This is a genomic window from Dyadobacter sp. UC 10 (genome assembly GCF_008369915.1).
Classification (GTDB): Bacteria; Bacteroidota; Bacteroidia; order Cytophagales; family Spirosomataceae; genus Dyadobacter.
In genome coordinates this window covers 4,872,325-4,897,057 of sequence record NZ_VSRN01000001.1, presented here as the reverse complement: position 1 = coordinate 4,897,057, position 24,733 = coordinate 4,872,325, and the positions used below count along the sequence as shown (strand labels likewise).

The 24,733-nt window shown below is 48.4% G+C and carries 19 protein-coding genes and 1 tRNA gene; 4 read left to right on the top strand and 16 right to left on the bottom strand.

Annotated features, from left to right (window positions below):
* Positions 1-136: 136 nt before the first annotated feature.
* The 6 genes from FXO21_RS20190 to FXO21_RS20165 all read right to left on the bottom strand — a co-directional run bounded on the left by FXO21_RS20190 (position 137) and on the right by FXO21_RS20165 (position 7,742).
* Positions 137-1,303, bottom strand: coding sequence for an ABC transporter permease (locus tag FXO21_RS20190; protein ID WP_149641782.1), 1,167 nt, complete (start codon positions 1,301-1,303; stop codon positions 137-139).
* A 148-nt stretch (positions 1,304-1,451) separates the two neighbouring features.
* Positions 1,452-2,696 (bottom strand): ABC transporter permease, encoded by a 1,245-nt coding sequence (locus FXO21_RS20185; RefSeq protein ID WP_149641781.1) that lies wholly within the window; start codon positions 2,694-2,696, stop codon positions 1,452-1,454.
* A gap of 150 nt (positions 2,697-2,846) precedes the next feature.
* On the bottom strand, positions 2,847-3,509 hold the full coding sequence (locus tag FXO21_RS20180; RefSeq protein WP_149641780.1) for an ABC transporter ATP-binding protein: 663 nt from the start codon (positions 3,507-3,509) through the stop codon (positions 2,847-2,849).
* Between the two features lie 108 nt (positions 3,510-3,617).
* The gene (locus FXO21_RS20175; protein ID WP_149641779.1) at positions 3,618-5,060 is read right to left on the bottom strand and encodes a TolC family protein; all 1,443 of its coding nucleotides are present in this window, start codon (positions 5,058-5,060) and stop codon (positions 3,618-3,620) included.
* Positions 5,061-5,068: 8 nt separating this feature from the next.
* Positions 5,069-6,313 (bottom strand): efflux RND transporter periplasmic adaptor subunit, encoded by a 1,245-nt coding sequence (locus tag FXO21_RS20170; protein ID WP_149641778.1) that lies wholly within the window; start codon positions 6,311-6,313, stop codon positions 5,069-5,071.
* Between the two features lie 166 nt (positions 6,314-6,479).
* Positions 6,480-7,742, bottom strand: coding sequence for an asparagine synthetase B (locus FXO21_RS20165; protein WP_149643559.1), 1,263 nt, complete (start codon positions 7,740-7,742; stop codon positions 6,480-6,482).
* Between the two features lie 171 nt (positions 7,743-7,913).
* Between FXO21_RS20165 and FXO21_RS20160 the strand changes: the two genes are divergently transcribed.
* The 4 genes from FXO21_RS20160 (at position 7,914) to FXO21_RS20145 (ending at position 10,851) form a co-directional block, all read left to right on the top strand.
* Entirely contained in the window at positions 7,914-9,161 is a 1,248-nt protein-coding gene (locus tag FXO21_RS20160; protein WP_149641777.1) for an ABC transporter permease, read from the top strand.
* A gap of 114 nt (positions 9,162-9,275) precedes the next feature.
* Positions 9,276-9,359: transfer RNA gene (locus FXO21_RS20155), tRNA-Leu, on the top strand.
* 165 nt (positions 9,360-9,524) lie between these two features.
* Positions 9,525-9,884: an ISAon1 family transposase N-terminal region protein gene (locus tag FXO21_RS20150; protein WP_149638820.1), complete on the top strand. Its 360-nt coding sequence runs from the start codon at positions 9,525-9,527 to the stop codon at positions 9,882-9,884.
* The gene (locus tag FXO21_RS20145) at positions 9,868-10,851 is read left to right on the top strand and encodes an ISAon1 family transposase (RefSeq protein ID WP_225865555.1); all 984 of its coding nucleotides are present in this window, start codon (positions 9,868-9,870) and stop codon (positions 10,849-10,851) included. Before FXO21_RS20150 ends, FXO21_RS20145 begins: the two co-directional genes overlap by 17 nt.
* Positions 10,852-11,192: 341 nt before the next feature.
* On the opposite strand, the gene FXO21_RS20140 is transcribed toward FXO21_RS20145, so the two are convergent.
* Genes FXO21_RS20140 through FXO21_RS20095 form a run of 10 tightly spaced genes read right to left on the bottom strand, consistent with a single transcriptional unit; the run spans position 11,193 to position 24,706 of the window.
* Positions 11,193-11,939: a 3-keto-disaccharide hydrolase gene (locus FXO21_RS20140; RefSeq protein WP_149641776.1), complete on the bottom strand. Its 747-nt coding sequence runs from the start codon at positions 11,937-11,939 to the stop codon at positions 11,193-11,195.
* Positions 11,940-11,965: 26 nt separating this feature from the next.
* Positions 11,966-12,688 carry a hypothetical protein gene (locus FXO21_RS20135; RefSeq protein ID WP_149641775.1) on the bottom strand — a complete coding sequence of 241 codons (723 nt, stop codon included), beginning with the start codon at positions 12,686-12,688 and terminating at the stop codon, positions 11,966-11,968.
* 18 nt (positions 12,689-12,706) lie between these two features.
* Positions 12,707-13,552: an N-acetylglucosamine kinase gene (locus FXO21_RS20130; RefSeq protein ID WP_149641774.1), complete on the bottom strand. Its 846-nt coding sequence runs from the start codon at positions 13,550-13,552 to the stop codon at positions 12,707-12,709.
* A 5-nt stretch (positions 13,553-13,557) separates the two neighbouring features.
* Positions 13,558-14,805, bottom strand: a complete 1,248-nt coding sequence (locus tag FXO21_RS20125) for a sugar MFS transporter (protein ID WP_149641773.1) — start codon at positions 14,803-14,805, stop codon at positions 13,558-13,560.
* Positions 14,806-14,808: 3 nt separating this feature from the next.
* Entirely contained in the window at positions 14,809-16,539 is a 1,731-nt protein-coding gene (locus tag FXO21_RS20120; RefSeq protein WP_149641772.1) for a hypothetical protein, read from the bottom strand.
* A gap of 2 nt (positions 16,540-16,541) precedes the next feature.
* A complete protein-coding gene (locus FXO21_RS20115; RefSeq protein WP_149641771.1) occupies positions 16,542-17,354 on the bottom strand; it encodes an N-acetylmuramic acid 6-phosphate etherase in 813 nt (270 codons plus the stop codon).
* 8 nt (positions 17,355-17,362) lie between these two features.
* Complete coding sequence (locus FXO21_RS20110) at positions 17,363-18,721, bottom strand: DegT/DnrJ/EryC1/StrS family aminotransferase (RefSeq protein ID WP_149641770.1); 1,359 nt, start codon at positions 18,719-18,721, stop codon at positions 17,363-17,365.
* A gap of 41 nt (positions 18,722-18,762) precedes the next feature.
* Positions 18,763-19,437, bottom strand: a complete 675-nt coding sequence (locus FXO21_RS20105) for a DUF3823 domain-containing protein (protein WP_192579274.1) — start codon at positions 19,435-19,437, stop codon at positions 18,763-18,765.
* Between the two features lie 31 nt (positions 19,438-19,468).
* The gene (locus FXO21_RS20100) at positions 19,469-21,241 is read right to left on the bottom strand and encodes a RagB/SusD family nutrient uptake outer membrane protein (protein ID WP_149641768.1); all 1,773 of its coding nucleotides are present in this window, start codon (positions 21,239-21,241) and stop codon (positions 19,469-19,471) included.
* Between the two features lie 9 nt (positions 21,242-21,250).
* Entirely contained in the window at positions 21,251-24,706 is a 3,456-nt protein-coding gene (locus tag FXO21_RS20095) for a SusC/RagA family TonB-linked outer membrane protein (RefSeq protein ID WP_149641767.1), read from the bottom strand.
* Between the last annotated feature and the right edge of the window lie 27 nt (positions 24,707-24,733).

The window sequence follows — 24,733 nt, the reverse complement described above, 5'->3', positions numbered from 1 at the left end:
TTAAATTGGCATTAGGCAGTAGGCATTAAGCAGTAGGCTTTCGGCGGCTCATTCACCGTTCCACGGCGGCTCATTCAATCATTCAATCATTCAGTCATTCAGTCATTCATCGCACCGACGACCCGGTCATTCAACATTACTCCTCATGCAGCGCCACTGCCGGGTGGATCCTGGCAGCTTGCTTGCTGGGAAACCAGGCGCAGAGGGTTACGATCAGGTAAATGACTAGAATAGCTGCGAAAATAGCGATAATATATACTTCCCGATCGAGATCAAAAACATTCATGAGCGGGAATTGAACTGCGAACAGCAAACCCAGGATCATACTGAAAGTTGCGAGCACCCATATTTCCCCCAGGAACTGCGTGGTAACCCTCCCCTCTGTTGCGCCCATCGCACGCCGCAGACCGATTTCTCCTTTTCTTTTGGAGATATTCAGATTTAGAATACCAAACAGGCCCAAGGCTACATTAGTAAGCAAGAATCCACTCACAATGAGAAAGATAAGTACCGGAACAAGGGTCAGATTATGCCTGTTTTTCAATGATTCTTTCAGGTAACTTATTTCAATGCCCCAGCCTGGAAGCATAACCGCCATATCCCTGACCAGTTTGGCCTCGAAATTAGCGTCTGTTCCGGGTTTTGTTTTAATTAAAAGATTCGAATTCCAGCCATCGTCCTGCGCAATGAGTTGAAAAAGCGCCGGCCCATCGGTCATAAATTCTCCTTTTGCCTTAAACTTATCCACGACGCCAATAACCTTGAAAGAAGTTTTATCATCGACTTTAATCACTTTCCCTATCGCTGCCTCGTCCTGAAACAGTTTCGCTTCCATTGCCTTATTGATCACAATAGGTACGAACTTGGCGACCCGGTCACCTTCGCGGTACCAGCGGCCTTTCAGCATCGGCAGGTCCATTGTCCGGCTAAACTCGCTGTCGGTATAGTAAAAGTCTGCGCCGACGGTCACTTTATTATATGTGACAGAATTACCGATCTGATTGGCTGAAAAAGGCGTGTTGCTACTCATGCGGGAAACTGACTCAACCTCGGGATAAGCCTTCACGCGCTGCAAAGCACGATTCAGTTTCGACGAAACTTCAACAGTATCCTGGTTGTTCGCCAAATCCATGTTCCAAACATTTTCGTACTCAAAACCAATCGGTTTGAGATAGTTACGCACATTATAGACAATCAGCGAAAGCACGCCGAATAAAACCATAAACGAAGCCCAGATCTCGATAATCAACAAAGAATGAGCCCCCTTTTTGTTCCAGATGAGTTTGAAGAGATGTGAAAACATAATTTTGAATGACTGAATGACCGGATCGCCGGTGCGATGAATGACTGAATGATTGACGGGTCGCCGGGACGATAAATGACCTGGTGACCAAAAATGCTTAAATCGGCGGCACGACAGCCTATTGCTTATGGCCCATGGCCTACTGCCGTCACGCCTTTAATGCGTCCACGATTTTCAGTTTCGACATTCTGAATGCCGGGAGGACGCCGGAGAGGAAACCGAACAGGAGGCAAACCGCTATACTTACCAAAAACACCGGGACATTGATCGTCAGATCGGCATAGGCGATCCAGCCGCTCGCATTGATCATGCTGATTATCAGCAGGGAAAAGATCAATGCAAATGCGCCGCCGATAAAAGTGATGAATACATTTTCAATGATGAACTGCCAGAGCAGCGCCTTCGCAGGTGCCCCGAAAGCCTTCCGGACCCCTATTTCGGAAGCACGCTCAAGAATCCGGCTCACATTCACATTGACCAGGTTGATCGCAGGCAGCCCCATGAACATCAGTAATACAAACCCGACAATCGCATAAAACATAACCCTTTGCGTATCATTTCTCGCCAGCGTATTCAAGAAGTGGTCAAAATATTGGTCAGCCTTGACGATCAGTACCGGGTATTGCTTGCGGTCGGGGATCTCGGAATCAGGGATACGGGCAATGCTATTGTCAAATTCAGCCTGCACGCCGGGAATTTCAGACTTGCTTTTAGTCAGTATTACTGCTATGAACCTACCGCGCAGCCCTTTGTTTTCATAATTGCTTTTCGGCGCTGTATAAGGAAAATATACGTCCGAGTAGCTATACAAACGCGTCGGCGGGCTACCTTTTACGACGCCGATCACCCTGTAATTTACATTCTCAATCTCGATATTTTTCCCCACTACATTACCTCCATCGGCATCAAAATACTGCTCACGCAATGCGTCAGTAATTACTGCTACGTGGTCGCTGTTTTTAATGTTGGTCTCGTTGTAGGGCTTTCCTTCCAGAAACTGAAATCCCATTACCTCCCAAAATTCAGCATCCGTATACTTGGTATTCAGCTTGATGCGCTTTCCATTTACGTAGGTGTTTGAAAAGCTGAAATTGGAGAAAATGGACACTTTCTCCGCCGATTTAAGTGGTTTGGCATGTTTGACCAGGAAATCGAAACTGGCTGGCCCCGACGACATGGTGGTTCCCGAAGAATCCGTCTGGATCACCGTCCCGACATACACCGACCTGTCGCGCTTGTTTTCGGGATAGTGACTGCCAAACAAATGATCAATAAAAGAAGTCAGCACCATCAGCACCGTCAGCGTCAGACTTATACCGAACAAAGTAATAAAAGTATAGAAAGGATGCCGCAGCAAAACTTTCCAGGCGATTTTGATATAGTTGGATAGCATATTTTTATGTATTAAGAATTTTTTGTTTGGGAGGAAGGAGGAAAGGGACGATGGAGGAAAGGGACAATGATAAAAACACAAACTCACACAACGCACCATCGAACCTCCTTCCTCCTTCCTCCCTTCCTCCTTCCTCCCTCCTTCCTCTCTTCAAACCACCTGCGTTCCGTCAAAAAGGCGAATCAGCCTGTGCGTTTTTTTGGCCATGGCGTCGTCGTGGGTTACCATGACGATCGTGGCACCGCCTTCATTGAGTTTCTGGAGAATGTTCAAAATTTCATTGCCCATCACACTATCCAGATTACCCGTAGGTTCGTCGGCGAGGATGATTTCGGGTTTACCCACAATTGCGCGCGCGATTGCTACCCGCTGTTTTTGTCCGCCCGATAATTGTTTTGGGAAATGCTTCATTCTGTTACTCAATCCCACTTTTTCCAGTGCCTCCTGCGCCAGCTCCTTTCTTTCTTTGGAAGAACTGCTGCGGTACAAAAGCGGGATTTCCACATTATCGATCACCGAAAGGTCATTGATCAAGTGGAAACTTTGAAAGATGAAACCCAGTTTCTGGTTACGTAAATGTGCCAGACTTTTGTCGGTATACTTCTCAACCCGGCTGCCATCGATCTCGATATATCCCTTCGAAGGCGCATCGAGGAGCCCCATGATATTGAGCAGCGTACTTTTCCCACACCCCGACGGCCCCATAATCGAAACAAACTCCCCCTTCTTTACATTAAGATTAATATTATTAAGTGCCAGCGTCTCAATAGAACTGGTCCGGTAAACTTTTTCAACATTTTCAAGTCTGATCATGGCAGTTGGTAAATTAATTTTGAATGAGTGAATGAATGAATGTTTTAACAAATGACGATTTCTGAAAGCCAATGGCTAAAAGCTGACAGCCAATCGCCAACAGCTCCCCTAATACCCAATCTTCCTGTTAAGTTCGAAATCATACAATGTGAGCAGTCTCAGGCTGTAATAAGATTGCCAGTAATCTCTTAGTGCAAGAATATAATCTCTTCGCGCGATATCCTTTTCCTGGGTGGCTATGCCGAGATCGGTTACGCTGAGGTCACTGAGGATGAATCTTTCTTTGGCGATCTGGTACCTTTCTGCGGCGATCTCGTCGGCCAGCTTTGTCAGTTTCGCCTGCTTTTGCAGCATTTGTAAAAGTGTTACCTGCGTAAATATCTCCTGCTCGAACGTAAGCTTGTCCTGCTCTACCGATTGCTGCGCGAATTCCTGGTTCGCCCGCGCCACTTCCGTCCGGGCTTTGTTGCGGCCCCACGTGAGGATAGGCAGTACCAACTGCAACTCCACAAATTCGCGGTCCTGCGGACTTACATAAATCTCTCCCGGCTTGCTTCCCTGGTTTGAAAGACCGAAAGTGGCATTCAGTGAGGCGTTCAATCCATTATCTTTCCTGGCAGACTGAACGTCTCTTTCCGCTTCCAGCAACTTCCGACGAAAACCGATTGCGGCCGACCGGTTTGCAAAAGCTTCGTCCAACGCAATGCGGGTATCAATGTCAAATTCCTTCGCTTCCAGCGGGATACCCAGTTCCAGGTTTCGCTCATCCCTCGATCCCATGTACAACTTCAACTTAAGGGACGCCACTGCGGCCGACTGCTGCGCCGAGGCCAGATCTTTTTGTGCAGTAAGCAAGCCCATTTGCAGTTGTAGCAGGTCATTTTGAGAGATTTTCCCTAACTCCAGCTTGTGCTGCGCGATTTTGTACAAAGTATCATTGTTGCTCCTGTTTTTTTCCGCTATCTGTAAATTCACCTGCGCTACCAATAACTCAAAATAGTACCCCGTAGCGTCCAGCGCAACCTGTTCGAGCGACTGGATAAATTGCTGGTTACCTTCCTGGTATTTCAAAGGCTGGATCTTGCGGTCCCATTTCAATGGATTAAACTGAAAAAGCGGCTGCTTCAAACCAACTTCGAAAGGGATACCGTTATAGCGCGTGGTTTTTCTGGCAAAATCGTCAAAACGCTGCATTTGCTGCTGCACATAAATGGTACCGCCGGTCAATGCGATGCTCTGGCTGAGCGAAAGTCCCAATATGCCGTTATTGTACGACACAGGTTGAAAAAGAATGGTACCGTCGGGCTGCACGACCTCTACAAAACTTCTGGTGAATCCCGGAACCGTCCCTTCCAGGCCGAGCTGCGGCTTGTAATCAGCCAAAAAAGACCGGTACTGCCAGTAATTTGTCTTTTTCTGGGTGACTGCCTGCTTGGAAGCGATCGAATGCTCGCGTGCGATCTGTACCACCTCCGGCAAAGTCAGCTGCTGCACTTGTGCGTAGCTATTCCCGCACCATAAAATGATCAGAACAGGGAAAAGTGATCTCATAGCGCGGCTCATTGAATGATTAACTCTTCCAGGTGTTCGTAATCGTTCAAATCCGTCAGGATCACCTTCTCCCCCACTTTCAAGCCGCTTTTAACTTCCACAAAATCAAAATTGGATAATCCTAGCTCCACTTCCCGCCGGTGTGCTACGCCATTTTCCAGTACGAAAATGTATTGTTTACGTTTCCCGGTAAATGCAGGCCCGTTTGCAACACGGAGCGTTTTCGCACTTTTACTGGTCACCACATACACTTCCACCTTCATATTAGGCCGCAACGACTCGTTTTTCGCATTATCCAGCTGAATTGTGAAACCGATCACACCATCTTTTACAGAAGGTTTAACCTGTGTGATCAATCCCCGCATTTCAGTTTCATTGACTTTGATGATTACCGGCAGTCCCGATTTGACCTGATCGGCGTATACGTCCGAGCAACTGCCCTCCACCCTGAAGCTGCCCAGGTCGGCTACTTTCGCCAGCATTTCGCCTTCGTTTACCGACGAGCCGATATTTTCGTTAACCCATGTCAGAACCCCTTTACGATCGGCCACGATATCTGCCATTCTCAACTTGTGCTGCAATTCTTTGAGATTCTTCCCCTCAATCTGCGCACCAAGTTCAGTTTCCCGTAGGCTTGCGCCCATTGATTCGCGGTTATATTTGAGGTCGTTTTCCAGCTGCTGCTTTTCCAGTTCCGCAATCTTCAAAGCATTTTCGGCCCTGGTAATGTCCTCCGCAGTCCCGCCACCGACTTTCTGCAAACGCCTGGCATCCTCGTAATCCGCTCTTAGCTTATTGATATTCAGAGATTTGATCTTGTCATTAATCTCCGCGTCGTACAGATCTTTATTCAGCTTCATTTTCAGCTGATCAATGCTGTTACGTTTCAATTCGAGCTGGTCCTGGTAACGTTCAAATTCTATTTCGGTCAGGGATTTATCCAGTTCCACGATCGGCTGGCCAGGCTGCACACGGGTGCCTGGTGTGATCAGGATGCGCTTAATGCTGGCTCGGATCGGGCTGGTGAAGATTTGCTCGTACGCCGGGATCACCTCGCCGGAAGCTGTGAGAGTGTTCTCAACATCGCCGGTTTCCACTACCGACGTCCTGATCCGCGCGCTTTCCAAAGTGCTGGAAAGTGATTTCTTAAAAAAGTAAAAAATAACACCCAATGCGCCGACGATGGCAAGAATTACGAGCCATCGCCGGTTTCTCGATGTTTTCAGATAGTCAGGGGCAATTTCCCGGTCCATTGGAGGCTATTGATTGTTTTCAAATTCATGGCTAATATGCCTTCTAATATTCGAAATTCATGCCAATAGCTAAACAACTTATTATCAATATTTTAACCCGAAATTAAAAACAAAAAACCGTGCGGAAGCGCACGGTTTGTGTGATTTGGAACAGCAGAAAAGCAGATCAGGTTTTGAGCTTTTTCTTTTTCGCGGCAGGGAAAAGGATGTTGTTCAATATCAGCCGGTACCCTGCCGAGTTCGGGTGCAGGTTCAGGTCGGTAGGTTCTTCCCCTACTCGGTGCTGGTAATCCTCCGGATCGTGGCCACCATAAAATGTGAAAAAGCCTTTTCCGTGCGTGCTGTGAATGTAACGGGCTTCCTTAGCCGGCTTATTTTCGGCCAAAATAATCACCTCCGGCTTGATCAGCCTGTTTTTAAAAGCTGTAGTCTGTCCTAAAAAACCTTTGATCAATGTTTTGTGATTCTGGGTCAGCATGCTGGGTACCGGGTCCCATTTGGCGGAAAACTGAAATAATGAGAAGAAATCGTTCGATTCGAGTAAACCGCGTTCGTCCGGCTGGTTATCAATATCAGAAAACTCGATTTCGTACGGATATGGTATCGTTTTGAAATCTTTGAAGGCAAAGGTATTTTCGTAATTGAGCTTACTGTTGGCCGTTGGATCTGCCGGCGTGCCGTCATACATCGCGTCCACAATGTCGATACCCTCGGCGGCCAGTGTAATATCAAAAGTGTCGGTTGCATTGCACATGGCAAACATGTACCCGCCTCCGCTTACAAATTCCGCGATTTTTTTCGCGACAGCCAGCTTCATCTGCGGCACGTTCGCAAACTGAAATTTAGCCGCAGTTTCCTCTGCTTCCATTTTCTGCTCGCGGTACCACGGAAAATCCTTGTATTGGTAAAACTTACCGAACTGGCCTGTAAAGTCCTCGTGATGCAAATGCAGCCAATCATATTCAGGAAGTTTGGTACTCAATACTTCTTCGTCATAAATCACATCATATGGAATTTCAGCGTAAGTAAGTACCAACGTTACCGCATCGTCCCAGGGCAATTTGGATTTAGGCGAATAAACCGCCACTTTCGGCGCCTTTTGTAGTTTGACCGCATCCATGTTCACATCAGGCGCGCTGATCTGATTCAGTATCTGTCCGGCCTGCCCCTCTGAAATCACCTCAAAACTTACTCCGCGCACCGTCATTTCAGAAGCGAACTGTTGGGTGTAATTGACCATAAAGCTGCCTCCCCGGTAGTTGAGCAGCCAGTCCATTTCCATTTCAAAGGTTTTAAGAATCCAGAAAGATATTCCATATGCCTTCAAATGATTCTTTTGACTATCATCCATCGGTATCAGGATCCTGTTGGACATCCCTTTCAAAGACATTGCCAAAAAAATGATAAGCGGGACAATCAGGCGTATCATTGGTTTGATTCTTTCACGTATCATGCGCAGTTTTACATATTGTAATGATTAAATATAGAAATAAAATCAAACGATCAGGAAACCATACCAGACGGATCGGCGATTTATATTTCTGACACTGGTCTTTTTTAACGACAGACGACAGATTATGGTGCATCAGCTATCGTACTTATGAATATTCGCGAAAACGTAGACGAAGGCCTCAGGTCGATTCAAAGTAACCTTTTAAGAACGGTGCTCACGGCAATGATCATTGCAATCGGCATTACGTCGCTGGTTGGTATCCTCACGGCGATCGAAGGCATTCAAAGTTCTGTAAACAGCAGTTTCGCCGATCTGGGCGCCAATACATTTACGGTGCGAAACCGGTACGACGATGATTTTTTCAGCCGCGGCCGCAGAAGTAAAAAGTACCCTCCGATCAACTATCGGGAAGCCAGAAGTTTTGCCGAAACCTTCCGGAAAACTTACGCGGACGCGAAAGTGTCACTCTCTGCCGACATTGCAGGTGCAGTCCAGGTGAATTATCAATCTAAAAAAACGAATCCAAACAGCAGCGTAGTCGGTACGGATGATCAGTTCCTGACAATCAAAGGCTATAAAATCGACCAGGGAAGGAATATTGACAGGAACGATATGGAAAAGTCACTGAATGTAGCGGTGCTTGGCCAGGAAATCGCCAGGAAACTTTTCGAACGGGCGGATCCGATCAACAAAGAGATCACATTCATGGGCAGCCGGTACAAAGTGATCGGCGTGTTACAGAAAAAAGGCTCGCTCGGCGGCGACAATGACTCCGACCGGATCATCATCATCCCGCTTGAAAACGGCCGGGGGTTGGCTGCTAATCAATCCCTCACGTACAGCACTACCGCCTCTGCGCCCAATATTGCGGATGGAGATCTGGTTGTAGAAGAAGCGCGGGGAATTATGCGGCGACTGCGCCACGACGCATTAGGCAGGGAGGACTCCTTTGAAATCGATCGTGCAGATGCCATTGCCAAGGATTTTGAGGAAGTGTCGGGATACCTGCGGCTTGGTGGCTTCGGAATCGGGATTATCACCTTGCTTGGCGCCTCCATCGCATTGATGAATATTATGCTCGTATCCGTCACCGAGCGTACCCGTGAAATCGGCATCAGGAAATCTCTTGGCGCCACCCCCGGCGTAATCCGTTTTCAGTTTTTGATAGAAGCGATCGTCGTGTGTATTCTCGGGGGGATCGGCGGCCTGCTCCTGGGAATCGTTATTGGAAATATCATTTCGACCTCGATCAGCACCGACAGCAGCTTTGTAGTTCCGTGGCTTTGGATGGCGATGGGCATTGCGGTTTGCGTGTTCGTAGGCGTGATCTCCGGAATTTATCCTGCAATAAAAGCATCACGTCTGGATCCGATAGAAGCATTGCGCTATGAGTAAGGCAGTTAGCGGGCGACCTTTATAAAATGTGTTTTAAACGCCTAATTTTTTCTTCCCTGGGCTTGCTAAATATGTTTTTCTCCCTACTTTTGCACTCCCAACAAGTAAGAGAATGCCCAGATGGCGGAATCGGTAGACGCGTTGGTCTCAAACACCAATGAGGTTACACTCGTGCCGGTTCGACTCCGGCTCTGGGTACATAGAAAGGGTTCAAATAATTGAAAATCAATTATTTGAACCCTATTCTTTTTCTTGCGTTACGCGATTGGTCACGCATTGACACTTAAACTACGGATCAAATCAAAAACTTGTGGAGCGGATAGGATTTATCTAGGTTTGTGTTTTTAATCAAACCAGTTTGTTTTGGAGAGTTTCCTGCCGCTTATCGAGTTAATCTTACCGGATTTTATAATTGAGAATTACTTACTGACCCATGTAGAGAAGTCAGAGGAACGTTATCACGTCTATTTGGAAGAGAAAAATTATCCAGAAGCTGATCCAATAAAGGCAGACTTGCTCTCCAAAGGTTATTTCCCCACCATTACCCTGCAGGATTTCCCAATTCGGGGCCACAAGGTATTCCTTCATATTAAACGTCGTAGGTGGCTCAATACCAAGACTGGCAAAGTTGTCCATAGAGACTGGACAGAAGTAGCAGAAGGCACGCGAATGACTATTGAATTCGCGGATTTTTTAAAAGAAATTGGTGGATACGAGGGCTAATGATATTTGGAGCATTGGTCGTTTCTATGGCGTTGATGGTAGGGCTTTGCTACGGCAGTATCGTGATTTTCAGAGTGGATTTAAAGATTGGAAGCAAAGAGGTCATGCAAAAAAATGGCTCTTGTATCCCGAAAACCTAGGATCTCATCTATCGATCGACGAAACCAGTCTTTCGCACGGCGAATTGTATACAATCCTTACCAATAAATCTGCCAAAGGTGGCCGTGGCAGCATTGTAGCAATAGTGGCTGGAACTAAGGCAGAAGCAGTGATTGAAGTACTTCGCAAAATCCCGGAACCACTGCGGAAGAAAGTGTCAGAAATCACCCTGGACATGGCGGGCAGTATGTCCTTGATTGCCAAGCGATGCTTTCCACGGGCGGTGCGAGTGACTGACCGTTTCCATGTTCAAAGACTCGCAGTTGATGCCCTCCAAGATATCCGGATCAAACATCGCTGGGAAGTCCTGGATCAGGAAAGCGATGCTATTGAGCAGGCTAAAATGTCTCAGAATGAATATCATCCAGAGATATTATCTAATGGCGACACCATTAAACAGCTACTGGCTCGAAGCAGGTACGCGCTATACAAAAAGCCCAATACCTGGACAGACAGCCAAAAAGAACGCGCCCTGCTTCTTTTTGAACGCTTCCCCGATTTGAAAAAAGCGTACGAGCTAACGATAGGGCTCAGTAACATCTTCACGACTACAACGGAAAAAATATATGGGTTGACCAGATTAGCCAAATGGCATGAAAAGGTCCGGCAATCTGGCTTCAAGTCATTCAATACCGTAGCCCGCTCGATTGAAAACCACTATAAGACAATCGTTAATTACTTTGATAACCGCAGCACTAACGCATCTGCCGAATCCTTCAACGCGAAAATCAAAGCGTTCAGAGCACAGTTCAGAGGGGTAAGAAACGTTGAGTTCTTCCTGTATCGCCTTACTCAATTATATGCTTAATCCAAGTTGCTCCACAAGTTTTGGTCTTGAGCCTAAACTACTCCATTCTGACCTGCCTCAAGGATCAATCTCGCGTATCGAGGGACATTTTTGAAAGCAGTTGTTCACGATCGTAACCTCAACATCAATGTCAAGGCAAACCCTAATTTATTGAGGTCGAGCCAACGTTGATTAATTCCGGCGAGTCATTCAAAATCGGCATGCTAGTGGACGGGCCACATTCAACTTTGAATATTCCAGCAAGGATAGAGGGAATTACAGAAATACTGCTTATTGCACCACAAAACACTTCGTTTGCGCTCCGCATTACGCTAATTGTAAGCTTGAAAACCCACTAACAACTAGTTAACTAACCTTTTAATCCTGATATTTTTGAAATAAGCCTTGTTCCCGTGATCCTGCAGTGCGATTTTACCTTCGTCAGAAATCGCGTAGTCCGGAAAATCATTCCATTTGCCACTGTTTCGCTCTTTTTTCCATTCTTCTGAGGATACTTCGAAGGATAAAATAAGCGCGCCGTTCAGCCAGTGCTGCACTTTCCCGTTGTCGTACACAATCCGGCTGGTGTTCCATTCGCCCACCTGTTTCAGCTTTTTCTCAGGTCCCGCTATTTTCATAGCGTAGTCAGCACCCGTTTTTTGCCAGTCTTCCAGCTTTTCGGGAAAACCGATATCGTCAATGATCTGGTATTCAGGGCCCGTTTCGTAGGGAGCTTTGTATTTCGGATCTTCCACCACATGGTACATCACGCCGCTGTTACTACCCTTGTCAACCTTCCATTCCCAGCTAAGGTCGAAATCCTTGAATGTGCCGTCGTACACCAGATCTCCCCCGTGCGCATCTTTGGCAGCACCCAGACAAACCAATGCACTGTCTTGTACAACCCAGTTTTTCACTTCTTTGCCGGGCTGGTTGAATACATGCCAGCCCGACAGCGAAGCCCCGTCGAACAAGACTAACTCCTCTCCCGCCCCCGACGATTCAATGGATACGGAATCCTGGTCATTTTCAGAATCCGACTCTGGTTTGGAAGTACAGGATAACGCAACAGCCACGGTCACAGCGGCTAGCAATGATAAAAGTTTCATACAATTATGTTTGGTTTAGTGATTATTCAAATTGCCTCTTCCGGGCTGCATTCGCCTTCTTCCGGCCTTTCAATGAAGCCCTCGTTTGTATTGATCGGCATTTCAGCCCGATCGATTTTCTTAAATACTTTCCCTAGAGAATACGGACTAATCTTCGACGACGCTACAATTTGCCCGGAACCTGGCGGCGTGCTGTCATACCAGAAGGTGCGCAAATCGCCGGGCGGAAGTTTGACGTTCAGGGTTTGCAGAATGTCTATACAAATGCCCGCCCCTGTTCGGTCAGCCTGCATACTTCCCCTGCTTTCGAGTGAAGAAAGGTAGCCTACCAGCAAATCAAATTGGGCGCTATCCAGTTGGAAGCCGACAGTCAGATCGATACTTTGCAGCGGCCTGGTCATTTTTACAATATGTGCCGCTTTGTTGGTTGAATCGGCATAAAAGGCGATAGTCCTTGTAAGTACAGCGCCCTCCTCATCCTCCGTACTCAACTGCATGTACACCCTACCGGCAGGATACCCGCTCGGATTGAATGGATTAAAAGGAAAATTCACATCTGCCACAGGCTGGTCGACCAGTATCCGCAGCGTGCGCACGACCTTCTTATCCCGGACAAAACAAGCGAAGTAGGAATCGGGATCGGCGACCAGCCCGGCTGGCTGCTGCCTGGGTTCCACGGCTATAAAATTGACATAGCATATGTAAATCACCGGCAGCATTACCGCCAGTATTTCCGGAAAACGTTTCATGGGATTTTTTATTTTTAGTTAGTTGTCGTGAAGGTGGTAAGCGACCAAGTGATCAATCAAATTGGGTACAATCGCGCCGGTTTCCATGCCAAATGCATCGGCCGTTTCCCTGAGCATATCTGCATAATAGTAACCGACCGATCCCACACAATTGAAAATCAGCGAGCGGAAATCAGGATATGCACTGACCAGATTCTGAAAAAATTCATGGAAACTATCCCGGATCACACCCTCCGAGTAGGCTTTGTCCATATCGGGGTGATTCAGGAATAATACATAGTTAGCGCAGTACCGATTCGGTAACGGAGTACTATATACTTCATCCATTACTACGACCGGTGTCTTTTTGTATTCCTGATAGAAAAGCTTCCGGGCCTTTTCCGGCATGCGGCCCCGGATATAGTCAGATAAGATCTTTCTTCCCATATAAGAACCGCTGCCTTCGTCTCCCATTAAAAAACCAAGTGACTCGATTTGCTGGTCTATCTGCACGCCATCGTATGTACAGGTATTGGTACCCGTACCCAGGATCGCAACAAAACCAGCTTCTTTTTGCAGCAAACCGCGCGCTGCCGCCAGCAGGTCCACTTCCACCTGCAATGCTACGCCCGGAAAAAATTGTTCGAGCGCATCGGCTACCAATGCTTTTTTCTCATCCTGACAACCTGCGCCGTAGAATATTACTTCGCTGATTTTCGATGTGTCGACAAACTGCGGAATGCTATTTCCAAGCGACTCAAAGATGTATTTTGAATCGACAAAAAATGGATTATACCCCTCTGTAACGAATTTACAGACTTCCTGACCCGCACTGATCAGACACCAATCTGTTTTGGTTGAGCCACTATCCGCAATCAATTTCATAGCAATCAGGCATTAAATGTTTCCTCCCGCTTGCCGGCTTTGTAACCCGACAGGGAGTAATAAAGAATAAACAAATAGCAAGGCACCAGCAGCCAATAAGCCGACTGCGGGTCGTGCTGATCGGCATAGTAACCGTATACTAGCGGGATTACCGCCCCGCCCGCGATCGCCATTACCAATAAAGCCGAGCCGAGGTTGAGTAATGCACCAAGCCCGTCCAGCGCCAGCGGCCAGATCGACGGAAAAACGAGCGCATTGGCGAAACCGAGAAAAGCAATGAAGAAGACAGAAGTGCTGCCTTCCGTAAAGATAGCCGCCAGCGCAAAAGCAACTCCTAATACCGCAGAGCCTGTGAGTGCGGTGCGCTGACTGATAAACCGTGGAATACTGAAAATTCCGATCAAATATCCGGCAAGCATGGAAGTGAGTGTAAATGAGGTAAAAAACCGCGCGCTCGCCATATCCACGCCTTTAAAAGATGCATAACCGATAATCGTATTGCCCGCGATCACCTCCACGCCTGTGTAAAAAAACAATGTTGCCACACCCAGCAGCAAATGTGCGTGAGACCAGATCCCGGCAGGTTTTTTGTTTCCCAAAATCCCTGAATCGTCAGCTTCTCCTTCCAGTTCAGGCAGGGATGATTTTTGTACAAAAACAGCCAGCGCAATCAGGACAATCGTGATCACAATGTAAGGGTTGATCACTTTAAGCGCCAGTGCATCCAGTTCTTTTGCCCTTTCCACAACTGAAAGCGATGCGATCGCATCAATTTGTTCCTGTGTATTGTCAAGAAGCACAAAGCCCAATGCGAGCGGCCCGAGTATTCCCGCGACGCCATTGCAGATACCCATCAGGCTGATCCGCTGCGCCGCACCTTCCATAGGCCCCAAAACGGTAACGTAAGGATTGGAAGCTGTTTGTAAAATAGCCAGACCCGTTCCCTGGATAAACAATCCGATCAGAAAAAGCTCAAATGTTCTTACAAATGCTGCCGGAATGAAAACCAGTGAGCCTACCGCCATTACAGCCAATCCCAGCGCCATCCCATTTTTGAAACCGGTTCTTTTCAAAAGCATTCCCGACGGTACCGCCATCACGAAATAGCTGATATAGAAAGCAAACCCCACCAGCTGCGACTGAAAATGATTGAGCTCGCAGGCAATCTGCAGGTATGGGACCAGCACGGAATTCATCCACGTCACAAACCCGAAAACGAAAAACAGAAAACCGATGATAACGAGTGGGCGCATACTTCAATAATTTTTAGTAGAGATCCGGTTCACCACACGATCCAGAATGTCTAATGGAAATAGAGACGGAAGTCCGTACCAGAAACAAGACCCTTCGCCTTCATACACCCGCGTTTTAATATGCCGCTCCACGGGCAGATAACTGGATACATCATTACAATAACCGGCCACCGAAACCAGCTTGTCGGGCCATAGCTTTTTAATGGCCAGACCATATTCCGTCACCACTTCCCGCGAAAGCCCGATCAGTTTCCACTCTCCTATGTTGATCGTCTGGATATAAACCGGCATTGATTTGGGCATCGTGTTTTGTTCGAGGTGACTGAGCATCAGATCGGCCCAGGCTACATTTCGCTCCGGCTCCATTTGCGCACCCAGCCTCCGGTTAGCCTCCCGGAACTCGACCAGCTTGTCTTTGCTCCACGGCCTAGTTTCGGCCAGGACACTATCCATATGAAATGAAATGGGTCCCGAAAGTGGCTTCATATTGCTGTCGATTACCTTCAAGGCATCGGCAGCAAGCTTCGCTCCGGTAATCTCCGGCTCGTCCACGGGATTGATATCTCCCGCGCAGCCCTGCATAAAAAGCGCAGTCGTTTTGATCTTGCCAGCTTCTTCGAGCGCATTTCTCATAAATCCCGGATAGTTGCTGCTGACTGTGAAATGTTTGACACCGGTGGTACCGGCCACCGGGTGGCAGCCGCTCAGTACCATCACCGTTTTTTCGCTTCCGTCTGTCCGCTCGGCAGTCAGCACGTCCACGGCGTTATCGTAAGGTGTAGCCAGTTCGCCGTTACTCCTGTTGCGGCCAATCGCAGTTATGCCCCGGCCCACTTTCACGTATGAAGGCGCCGAGGATGCCAGCGCCCGGTCGGCCGCTTTCAGCATGGCTGGGCGCACGACTTTGTTCATGTAAGCTTCGTCGGGATACCGGTTATGCGGTGCCCAGGTCAGCCATTTTTGCGTTCCGGGTGCAAAGTGCGTGTGCGACGCATTGATCAGGATCGCTTCCTCGGGTAGCCGGTGCTTTTTAGCAATATCTTTTTTAATTCCATTGATAAAACTTCCATCAAACCCGCATAGGTCCAGGCACATCAGCAGCACCAGGCTTTGCTCACTTTTCAATGCAAGCGCCCGCGCAAACAGTTGTTCCGGCTCCTTTCCGTGGATCACCGCGGCTTCAAAAACCGAATCAGATTCAGTCAATGCATACAATTTACCCTGTGACACAAAAATCTGTTTCGGTACCACACGCGGGATCTGTCCGTTGGAATAAGCCGCGCGCATCCAGCCCCTTTCCGGATTGGCCAGGTGCAGCCGGTACAGCGTATCACTTCCGGCAGCGGCGTACATGTAATTGCTTTTGACGACAAAACTGGTTATTCCCGGCAATGCGGGAATACTGGGTTTGGATTTCCCGCCACTGATATTGCCTTTGCTGTCCAGCTTATAGGTTACCTTGTCGACAACCGCAGTTTGCACCGAGCCTTTTCCGGCTTTGGGGATTGATCTGGAAATTGCAGAATTGCTGCCCCTCAACCCTTTGGGAAGCCAGGTGAATGCAAAGCGCCCCGCCCAAGGCGCGGCATAGCCTGAAAGTGGGACCGAAAAAGATTCCTCTCCCGGTTCCAGACTTTCACTGGCAACACCTACCTGGTACACCTGCTGGGCATTTACCAACTCACTTCCTGCGAGCAATACCACCAAAAACAATCCTGTCAGACTACGCATCATGTCTACTTTGTTTCTAAAAAATCCATTGCATTGCTCACACTTCCCCGGCTTACCAGCAGGTCTTTTGCTTCGGTATAGTCTGAGATATTCCCCATTCGCATCAGCATTTTCACCGCGCGGTCCACGATTTTGTCGTTGATCAGCTTCACGTTCACCATCTTATTTCCCTTCACCCTCCCCAGCCGGATCATCGTGGTCGTGCTGATCATATCAAAGATCATTTTTTGCGCAGTCCCGCATTTCATGCGCGTACTGCCCGTAATAAACTCGGGGCCGGTAATTACTTCCACCGGAAAATCGGCGTAGCTGGCTATTCCCGAATCGGGGTTGCTCACAATGCAGCCGGTTGTTATCCCCGCAGCCATGCATTGCCGCAATGCGCCGAGTACAAATGGAGTACTGCCGCTGGCCGATATGCCGACTACGATGTCATTTGCACTTACTTCCGCCTCCAGAAGCGCAATCCACCCTGCTTCGGGATCATCTTCTTTTTCTTCAAGCGCATCCGCAAGTTTGGGAATTCCGCCTGCCAGGATTGCATTAAAAACACCCTTTTCAATACCGTAAGTTGTCGGCAGCTCGATAACGTCCAGCACGGAAAGTCGGCCGCCGCTGCCTGCGCCGACGTAAAACAATCGACCGCCGTTTTCTATCTTCTGTACGATCGCGGCGATCAGGTTTTGTATTGCGGGCAAAGCGATCTCTATCGCCTCGGCCACGGTTTTATCTTCCTGGTTGATCAGCGTGGTAATTTCCTCAATACTCTTTTGATCGAGGTGATCGTACCGGGAATCACTTTCTGTAATTCTAGTCATATTCGTTATCATGCTTTGGCCAGCTGCGGCGCGTATTTTTGAATTCTTTTAATCGCATAGGCGATCTGTTCCATGTCCTTTCTGGTGCCCAGCAACATATTCTGGAAAAACCAGACCGATTCATTGTTGGTCAGATAATCGTTTTGCGGACACTGGTTTCTTTCCAGCCAGTCTTTCATGGTTTTCTCTCCATATACTTTCAGATAATGCCGGTTGCTGGCCAATCCTGTCACATACGAGTTCTTGTTCATTTGCCCATAACCTACCGCACACGGAACTCCTTCTGCACCAAGGGCATTCAGGAACTTTTCGCGGCTTAAACCGGCAAAACCTTCTTTATTATACCTGAACATATAAAGGTGGAATGCGCTCTTGGTTACCCCCTTATATAGTTTTGCGGGTGTTATTCCCTTTATTTCGTTCAAAAGGCTGGAAAGGTAAGCTGCATTCTTCCAGCGGGTTTCAGTCTGTTCCACCACGCGCGACATTTGCGCACGCAACAGATTCCCCTGAAACTCGGTCAGCCGCAGGTTTGTACCGCGTGTACCGGACGACCCCGGCAGGAAACCCGTCGATTTTTCACCTTGTCCCTGGTTATGAAAATCGTAGCAGGTTTGGGCAAACTTTTCATTGTTGGTGATAATAGCGCCACCTTCACCGGAGTTAAGGTTTTTGGTAGCCTGAAAACTGAATGCGCCGCCCAGGCCCAGGTTGCCCACTTTTTTACCCTTCCATTCTGCCAAATGCGCCTGGCATGCATCTTCGATCACAGGTATCCCCGCTTTTTCCGCCATTGGGATAATCGTATCCAGGTCGGCCGGAGAGCCGCCGATGTGCACCGGCATGATCAGCTTCGTTTGCTTCGTGATCGCCGGTGTAATTTTCGAAGGATCGATCTGGAAGCTTTCAGGATCAGTATCGACCAGGATCGGCAATGCGTAGTTGAGTGTCACCACATTGTAAGTGGCGATGAATGTGTATACCGGGATAATTACCTCGTCGCCGGGGCCGATATCCAATGCGCCCAGCATGGTTTGCAGCGCGCTTGTTCCGCTTGAAACACCGAGTGCGTGCTTTGCACCAAATAGCTTGCTGTATTCCTGTTCAAACTTATCAACCACACTGTTACCGCCAAGCCTGCCCCAGTTTTTGCTGTCCAATGTTTGTAAAATAGCGGATTTCTCGGTGTTGTCGGCGATCGGCCAGGCAGCGAACGGGCCGGGATGTGCTTTACTGCCACCCAGCAATGCAGGCTTGGAATCATCCGCTGTTTTTCCGATCGAAAACGTTGGAAAACTGACCGTAGCGCCTAATGTTGCGAGCGACGCGCTTTGTATAAATTCCCTTCTGTCAATATTCTGGTCCATTGAAATATCTGTTTTATTAAGAAAAAAATAATAATGCTTTGTTACTCAGTTTTCAGCACAAGCTGTGGACTGTAATTGTAGTAGTTACCGGGGTTAACCGTGCGCGCAGCCGCCCTGATATAGTAAGTTGTTTTGGGACTCAGGCCCGTGAGCTGATAGGTACGCTCGCCCGAATCAGGAATTTTATCAGCTGAAACATCATCCAGAATCGTTTTTCCATGCGGGAAGACCAGCATATTGGGGTTTGGAGAAGTGCTCCATGTAATGCCCAGCGCCGCGGCCTCCTGTTGCGCGTTCACTTTCTGATACGATATCTTCACCGTGGCAGCGTTCGTCGACGAACTTACCAGCGTGCTTTTCACCCGCATATTCGGAATCACTTCAATATCCACACTTTCGTTTTTGGAAAGAGAAACCGGTTGCTCGGCCCTGACGAGTGTAAAAGGTCCCTCCGCCACCAGCCGGTACTCCGCCGGGAACATTTTACTGTTCACAAAATTTCCGTCCGGAAACGTGCTCAGCAACAGCGGCTGCTCCGAACTTCCTTCATAGGTTTTCACAACGGTACCCGCATTGATCCCGCCCGATTCCACCAGTTCTTTGCTTTCCGAATCGATGATCTTCCCCGTCAGTTGCAGGGAAGGTTTTTCGTAATTATCAATGGAGCAGCCGGAAAGCAATGCGGCTACCATGAAAATGCTTACAGATCGTTTCATAAGGTTGTCGTTTTTGATTACATCCCGGATATTACCATCCGGGATTATTGCGAATGTTGGCATTGGAGCGGATGTAGGCGGATAAGTCGCTGTAATAGTCGCGCTCCTGGAACAGCCGCGTGTAGCCATTGTCGATCGGCGCTCCCGATTGCTTCCTGAATGTGTACTTGTAATTTCCATCCTTATATTGCAGGTAGGGCCACAATCCGTGCATCTGGGTATTGCGGAAAAGGCTGGTTCCGATGCGCCATCTTCTCATATCCCAGAACCTTTTGTCTTCAAATGCCAGCTCTATCTTTCTCTCGTTGCGGACTTTTTCGAGCGTCAACTGCGCGGTGGTCAGTTTGGCAATACCTGCCCTGGACCGTATCTGGTTGATTGCATTCAATGCAGCGGCTTTGTCAAGATTTGCCTCAAAATTGGCTTCTGCCAGGTTCAGCAGGATCTCCGCATATCTGAAATCGACGTAATTCTGCGCTGAGCGTCCGTCGGGTACGATCCCTCCTTTTGTATTGATGTATTTGCGCAGATAAAATCCTGTTTTCCCAACATCGCCAAGCGGCGCAGGCCCATCCAGCCCGACCTGCTTGCGGCTCGGGTCTAATGGAAAATCAGCTCCCGGCGCATCGTACACAGTTCCGTTTGGCGCCACAATCCCGCGGTAGATCTGAATATTTCGGCCAATGAACGGAGATTCAGACCTCGAAACCGTTGCTTTGAACCTGGGGTCTTTATTTTTAAAAAGCACATCCGGCGTTTCGAAAACCTTATTCTCATAGTCCAGCTTTCCGGGTGTACCGTCGATATTCTCGTAGGATTCCACCATTTCCAGCGTCACCGATCCCACACTTCCGCAGCAGGCCGGCTTGAAACTATGCGGCAGCACGTAAGTATCATACAAATGCGTTTTGTTAGGGTCGCTGTATGCTTTTTGGAAGATTACTTCCACGTTGTTCTCATCCGTAAAAATGCTCTCGTAATTAGCCGCCGGGTCGCCCGACCCTGTTTCCGGATCGTAGCTTTTCGCGTACAGCGAATATTTCTTTCCATCAACAATCGCTTTGGAAGCATCCAGTGAATGCCGGTAATACTGCAGTGCCTGGTCTGCCGGAATGCCGATCAGCCCATTGAGTTGGACCGCGCCATACTTAGCGATCGACGCGGCGTAAAGCATGGAACGTGATTTGAGCGCCAGTGCCGACCATTTGGTGGCCCTGTTGGAATTGGTTGCATCCCAGCTTTCGGGCAGCCCGGCAGCCGCCGCATCCAGTTCGGCGAGGATGTAATCATATACTTCTTTTTCGGTATTGCGGGAAACTCTGAGTGCCTCGATATCAGTGTCAAAGCCCTGGACTTCGGTAATAATTGGCATACCACCGTACTTTTTGACCAGATCAAAATAGTAGTAGGCGCGGATAAACCGGCACTCCGCAGTCCGCGTAGCGATTTCCTCAGCTGTAAGTGCGCTCGTCGGGATCATTTCCAGGAAATAATTGGCCTTCCTGATCCATGAGTACATGGTCGTGTTCAGCGCCAGAGCCTGAATGCCGTAATCAGACACAAATATAGAACCCGCATAAGGGTGGGAAGCTTCGTCGGTGTAGTGAAATTCAAAGGCAGCGCCGCCCCGTGCCATTCCCGTTGGGATGTTGTCGTACAGCGCGACCAGGTAAAGATCGACCAGCTGGGTTGACTGCCACACATCCGCGTCTGACACCAGGTTCAGCGGCTTGCGGTCGAGCACATCATCAACGCAACCCATAAAGGCCAGCAGCATAAATGAAAGTAATATTTTGCTCTTCATCGTAGTCAGTTAAAAAGTGATATTAAAGCCCAGGTTGTACGTTTTTTGCAGCGGGTAAACCGAATTTCTGCCGGTAGGCGTTTCCGGGTCCATGTATTCCAGACCTGAAAAAGTGATCAGGTTTTGTCCGCTCAAAAAGGCTGTCAACGATTTCACGCCGATCCGTTCCAACCGCGGCAGGTCGATTGTATAGTTGATATTCAATGCTTTCAAACGAATGTAAGAGGCATCTTTTAACCAAAAAGAAGAAAACCGGTTGTTGTTATTCGTACCATTGTTACGGATCGCCGGATAGCGGCCGGGTATCCATTCCGAATCCGGGTTGGTAATATCCGCGCGGTGCCACCGGTCCATAAAGTACGCGTAGGTGCTCATATCATTGGCAAAAGGCTGGATCAGGAAATGCTGCATTTGCATTACAAAATTGGCCCCGCCCTGCCAGTTCATGGTCACTGAGAATTTCTTCCAGGATGCGTTGAGGTTCAACCCGTACATGATCTCCGGAATTTCGCCGCGACCCAGCGGCTGCCCATCGTAATCATTGATCACCCCGTCATTGTTGAAATCCTGGTACTTTATATCTCCCGGAAGCAGCGTGGAATTCCCAAGTGCGTCCTGAACGGGCGAGCTGAGGATTTCCTCTTCCGACTGAAACTGCCCAACCGCTTTCAAACCCCAGAACCTGTTTTTCCACCTGCCCTGAACGCTGTTTCGCCAGTATGCATCCTGCGAGGGAAATTCGCCCTGTTCGTAATCCGTCCATTTCGATTTCGAGAATGAGACATTTCCTGAAATATTGAATTTCACCTGACTGATCTTGTTGGAATGACTTACCACAAGCTCCATACCCGAAGTCTGGTCTGCATTCAGGTTCTCCGCAGGCAGTCCGGCGCCAAATGTACTTGGCAGCTGCAATGCCCTTGTGCCCAGCATACCTTTACGCTGGCGTCTGAAAATATCGAATTCAACGTCCAGCAGGTGATTTTTAAGACCAAAATCAATTCCCGCATTAAACATGCTCGTACGCTCCCAGGTAATGTTGGGATTGGGCACACCTGCATCAACCAGTCCGCTTGAAACTTCATTGCCTCCCATAATATAGGTTTGGGAAGGATAATTGTAACCTGCCAAATATTGGAAAGCGCCGGTATTATCATTCCCGGATTCCCCGTACGAGCCGCGCAGTTTCAGGTTTCCGAGAAAGGGAAGACGGTCTGAAATGAATTTCTCTTCCGACAATCTCCATCCTGCCGAAACTCCTGAGAAGAGTCCCCAGCGTCTCTCAACCGGAAAGCGCGGCGATCCGTCATACCGAAAGCTGTATTCGAGGAGGTATTTGCCATCGTAATCGTAGCTGAACCTGCCCACGAGGCTTTGTCTCCCATCATCCATCGCAGTTCCCGAATTGGTCTGGCCCAGTAGCGGGCCCGCGAAGAGCTGGTCGATCGGCACTACATAATTATCCCTTCTGGCAGAAATGCTCGTTCCTTTAATCTCATTTTCCTCATACAGAAGCATTGCGCCTACATTATGGTGATTTGCGATGAGCTTATTGTAGTTGAGCGAAGCCTGAATCCGGGTTGACGAATTTTCTCCTTTTCCCAATACAAGAAAATTACTGTCGCGCCCGCCTACTACCCGCGATTTTCCCGTGGCCGGGTCCCAAACGTGGTGCTTGATCTGCTTTTGCCAGTGCTTGGAATCTTCATATAGCAAATCGTAGGCCGCCAGAAACCGGGCATTTAAGCCGTCAACAAAAGGGATTTTGTAATCAATGGCGAGGTTACCCTGCAATGCATTCCGGCGGTTTCTGGCATATCCCGATAGTTCCGGTTCCAGGTATCCGGAAAGCCCGTAGTTGGTATTTGCGATCTTTCCATCTGGCGTTTTTGGGTTCACGATTGGCCAGGAGTATTGCAGCCAGGAAGCCATTAAGTAAGCGTCCTGCACGAGGTCGTTCCGCGTTTCGCTCCTTGCACCTATATCCACGGACACTTTCAGGTTGTCATTAATCTGCGCCTCTACATTCGACCTGAAATTGTATTTTTTGTAAGTCTGGTCTCCCTCGCCCCACATGGCAGTAGCTTTGTGCCCGCCCAGCAAAAAGAAATATTTGATCTTATCGCTTCCTCCTCTTACGCTTAGGTTTTGCTGCACAACCGGCGTATAATCTCTTACATATAAATCGTAATAGTTATAGTTTGGAAAATTCATCGGGTCGCTGCCGTCGCGGAATTTCTGCACATCGGCCTGGCTGTAAACCGGTGTGCCTCCGATGTTTACGGCTGCCTCATTTTTCAATGTTGCAAATTCTTCGGAGTTAACCAGCCTTGGATATTTGGTCACATGCTGCACCGAGTAATTCATCGAATAACTCAGCTCAGGTTTGCCCGAAACGCCTTTTTTGGTTGTTACAAGGATTACACCGTTACCTCCGCTGACGCCGTATACCGACGCAGATGCCGCATCTTTCAATATGGTGATACTCTCGATCTCATTCGGATCAAGCCGGAAGAAATCCCTGCCTACGATACCATCAACCACCACAAGCGCATTCCCGAAACCGCGGATCGACAAAGTAGGATCATCTTTCCCGGGTTCGCCGCTACGCTGTACGGATATGAGCCCCGGCAGGTTTCCGGCAAGCAGGTTACCCACGTTCCCCGACGGTACGACAGACAGCTGCTTCGCATCCATCGTAGCCACAGAGCCGGTGAGATTTACTTTTTTCTGCGTTCCATAACCTACTACCACCAGCTCTTCCAGCGAGTTGAGCGCCGGTTTCAATACCATTGACACAAAACTTTTCGTACCTACCGACGTTTCCTGCGAGGTAAATCCGATAAAGCTGAAAACTAGGACTGCGGAAGTATCTGCCACCTTAATCTCAAATTCACCTTTTTCATCCGTAATCACGCCGGCTGTGGATCCTTTGAGCAGGACACTCACGCCGGGTAATGCTTCGTTCTTTTCTGAATCCGTCACTCTTCCTTTCACCACGATTTCAGCCTGTTGCGGCGCTAACACGCGTGGCCCATCACTGACCAGCGTTTTCAGATTGCTGTGATCGGGCCCTTTTTTTTGACTGGGTGTTATTTCCGGCGTACCTGCTGCTTTTGTGCTTGCGGGCAGTATCACAAATGAATTCCCCCTTACTTTTCTGTGTCTGAGACCGACTGGTGCAAGCAACTGCCTCAGGTTTTCTTCAAGCGTACTTTTGGGCTTCACCGTCATTCCCTTCGCTTCGAGTCCTTCCAGGAGTTTTTCTTCAAAAAGAATATCTGCTTTATAGAGTTCCTTCAATTGCAGAATTACCTCCCGTACCTGTTTTACTTGTGTTTCGGATCTTTCCTGGCTCACTTTGTGCTGTGGAGACAATGCCAGGATCTGCGCTGGGATCTCAATGGAAATGAAAAGAAATACAGCCGCGGACCAAATGCTGATAAACCTAAATTTTTGTCTCATGTAGCAAGAAAGGTTTAGTAATGGACA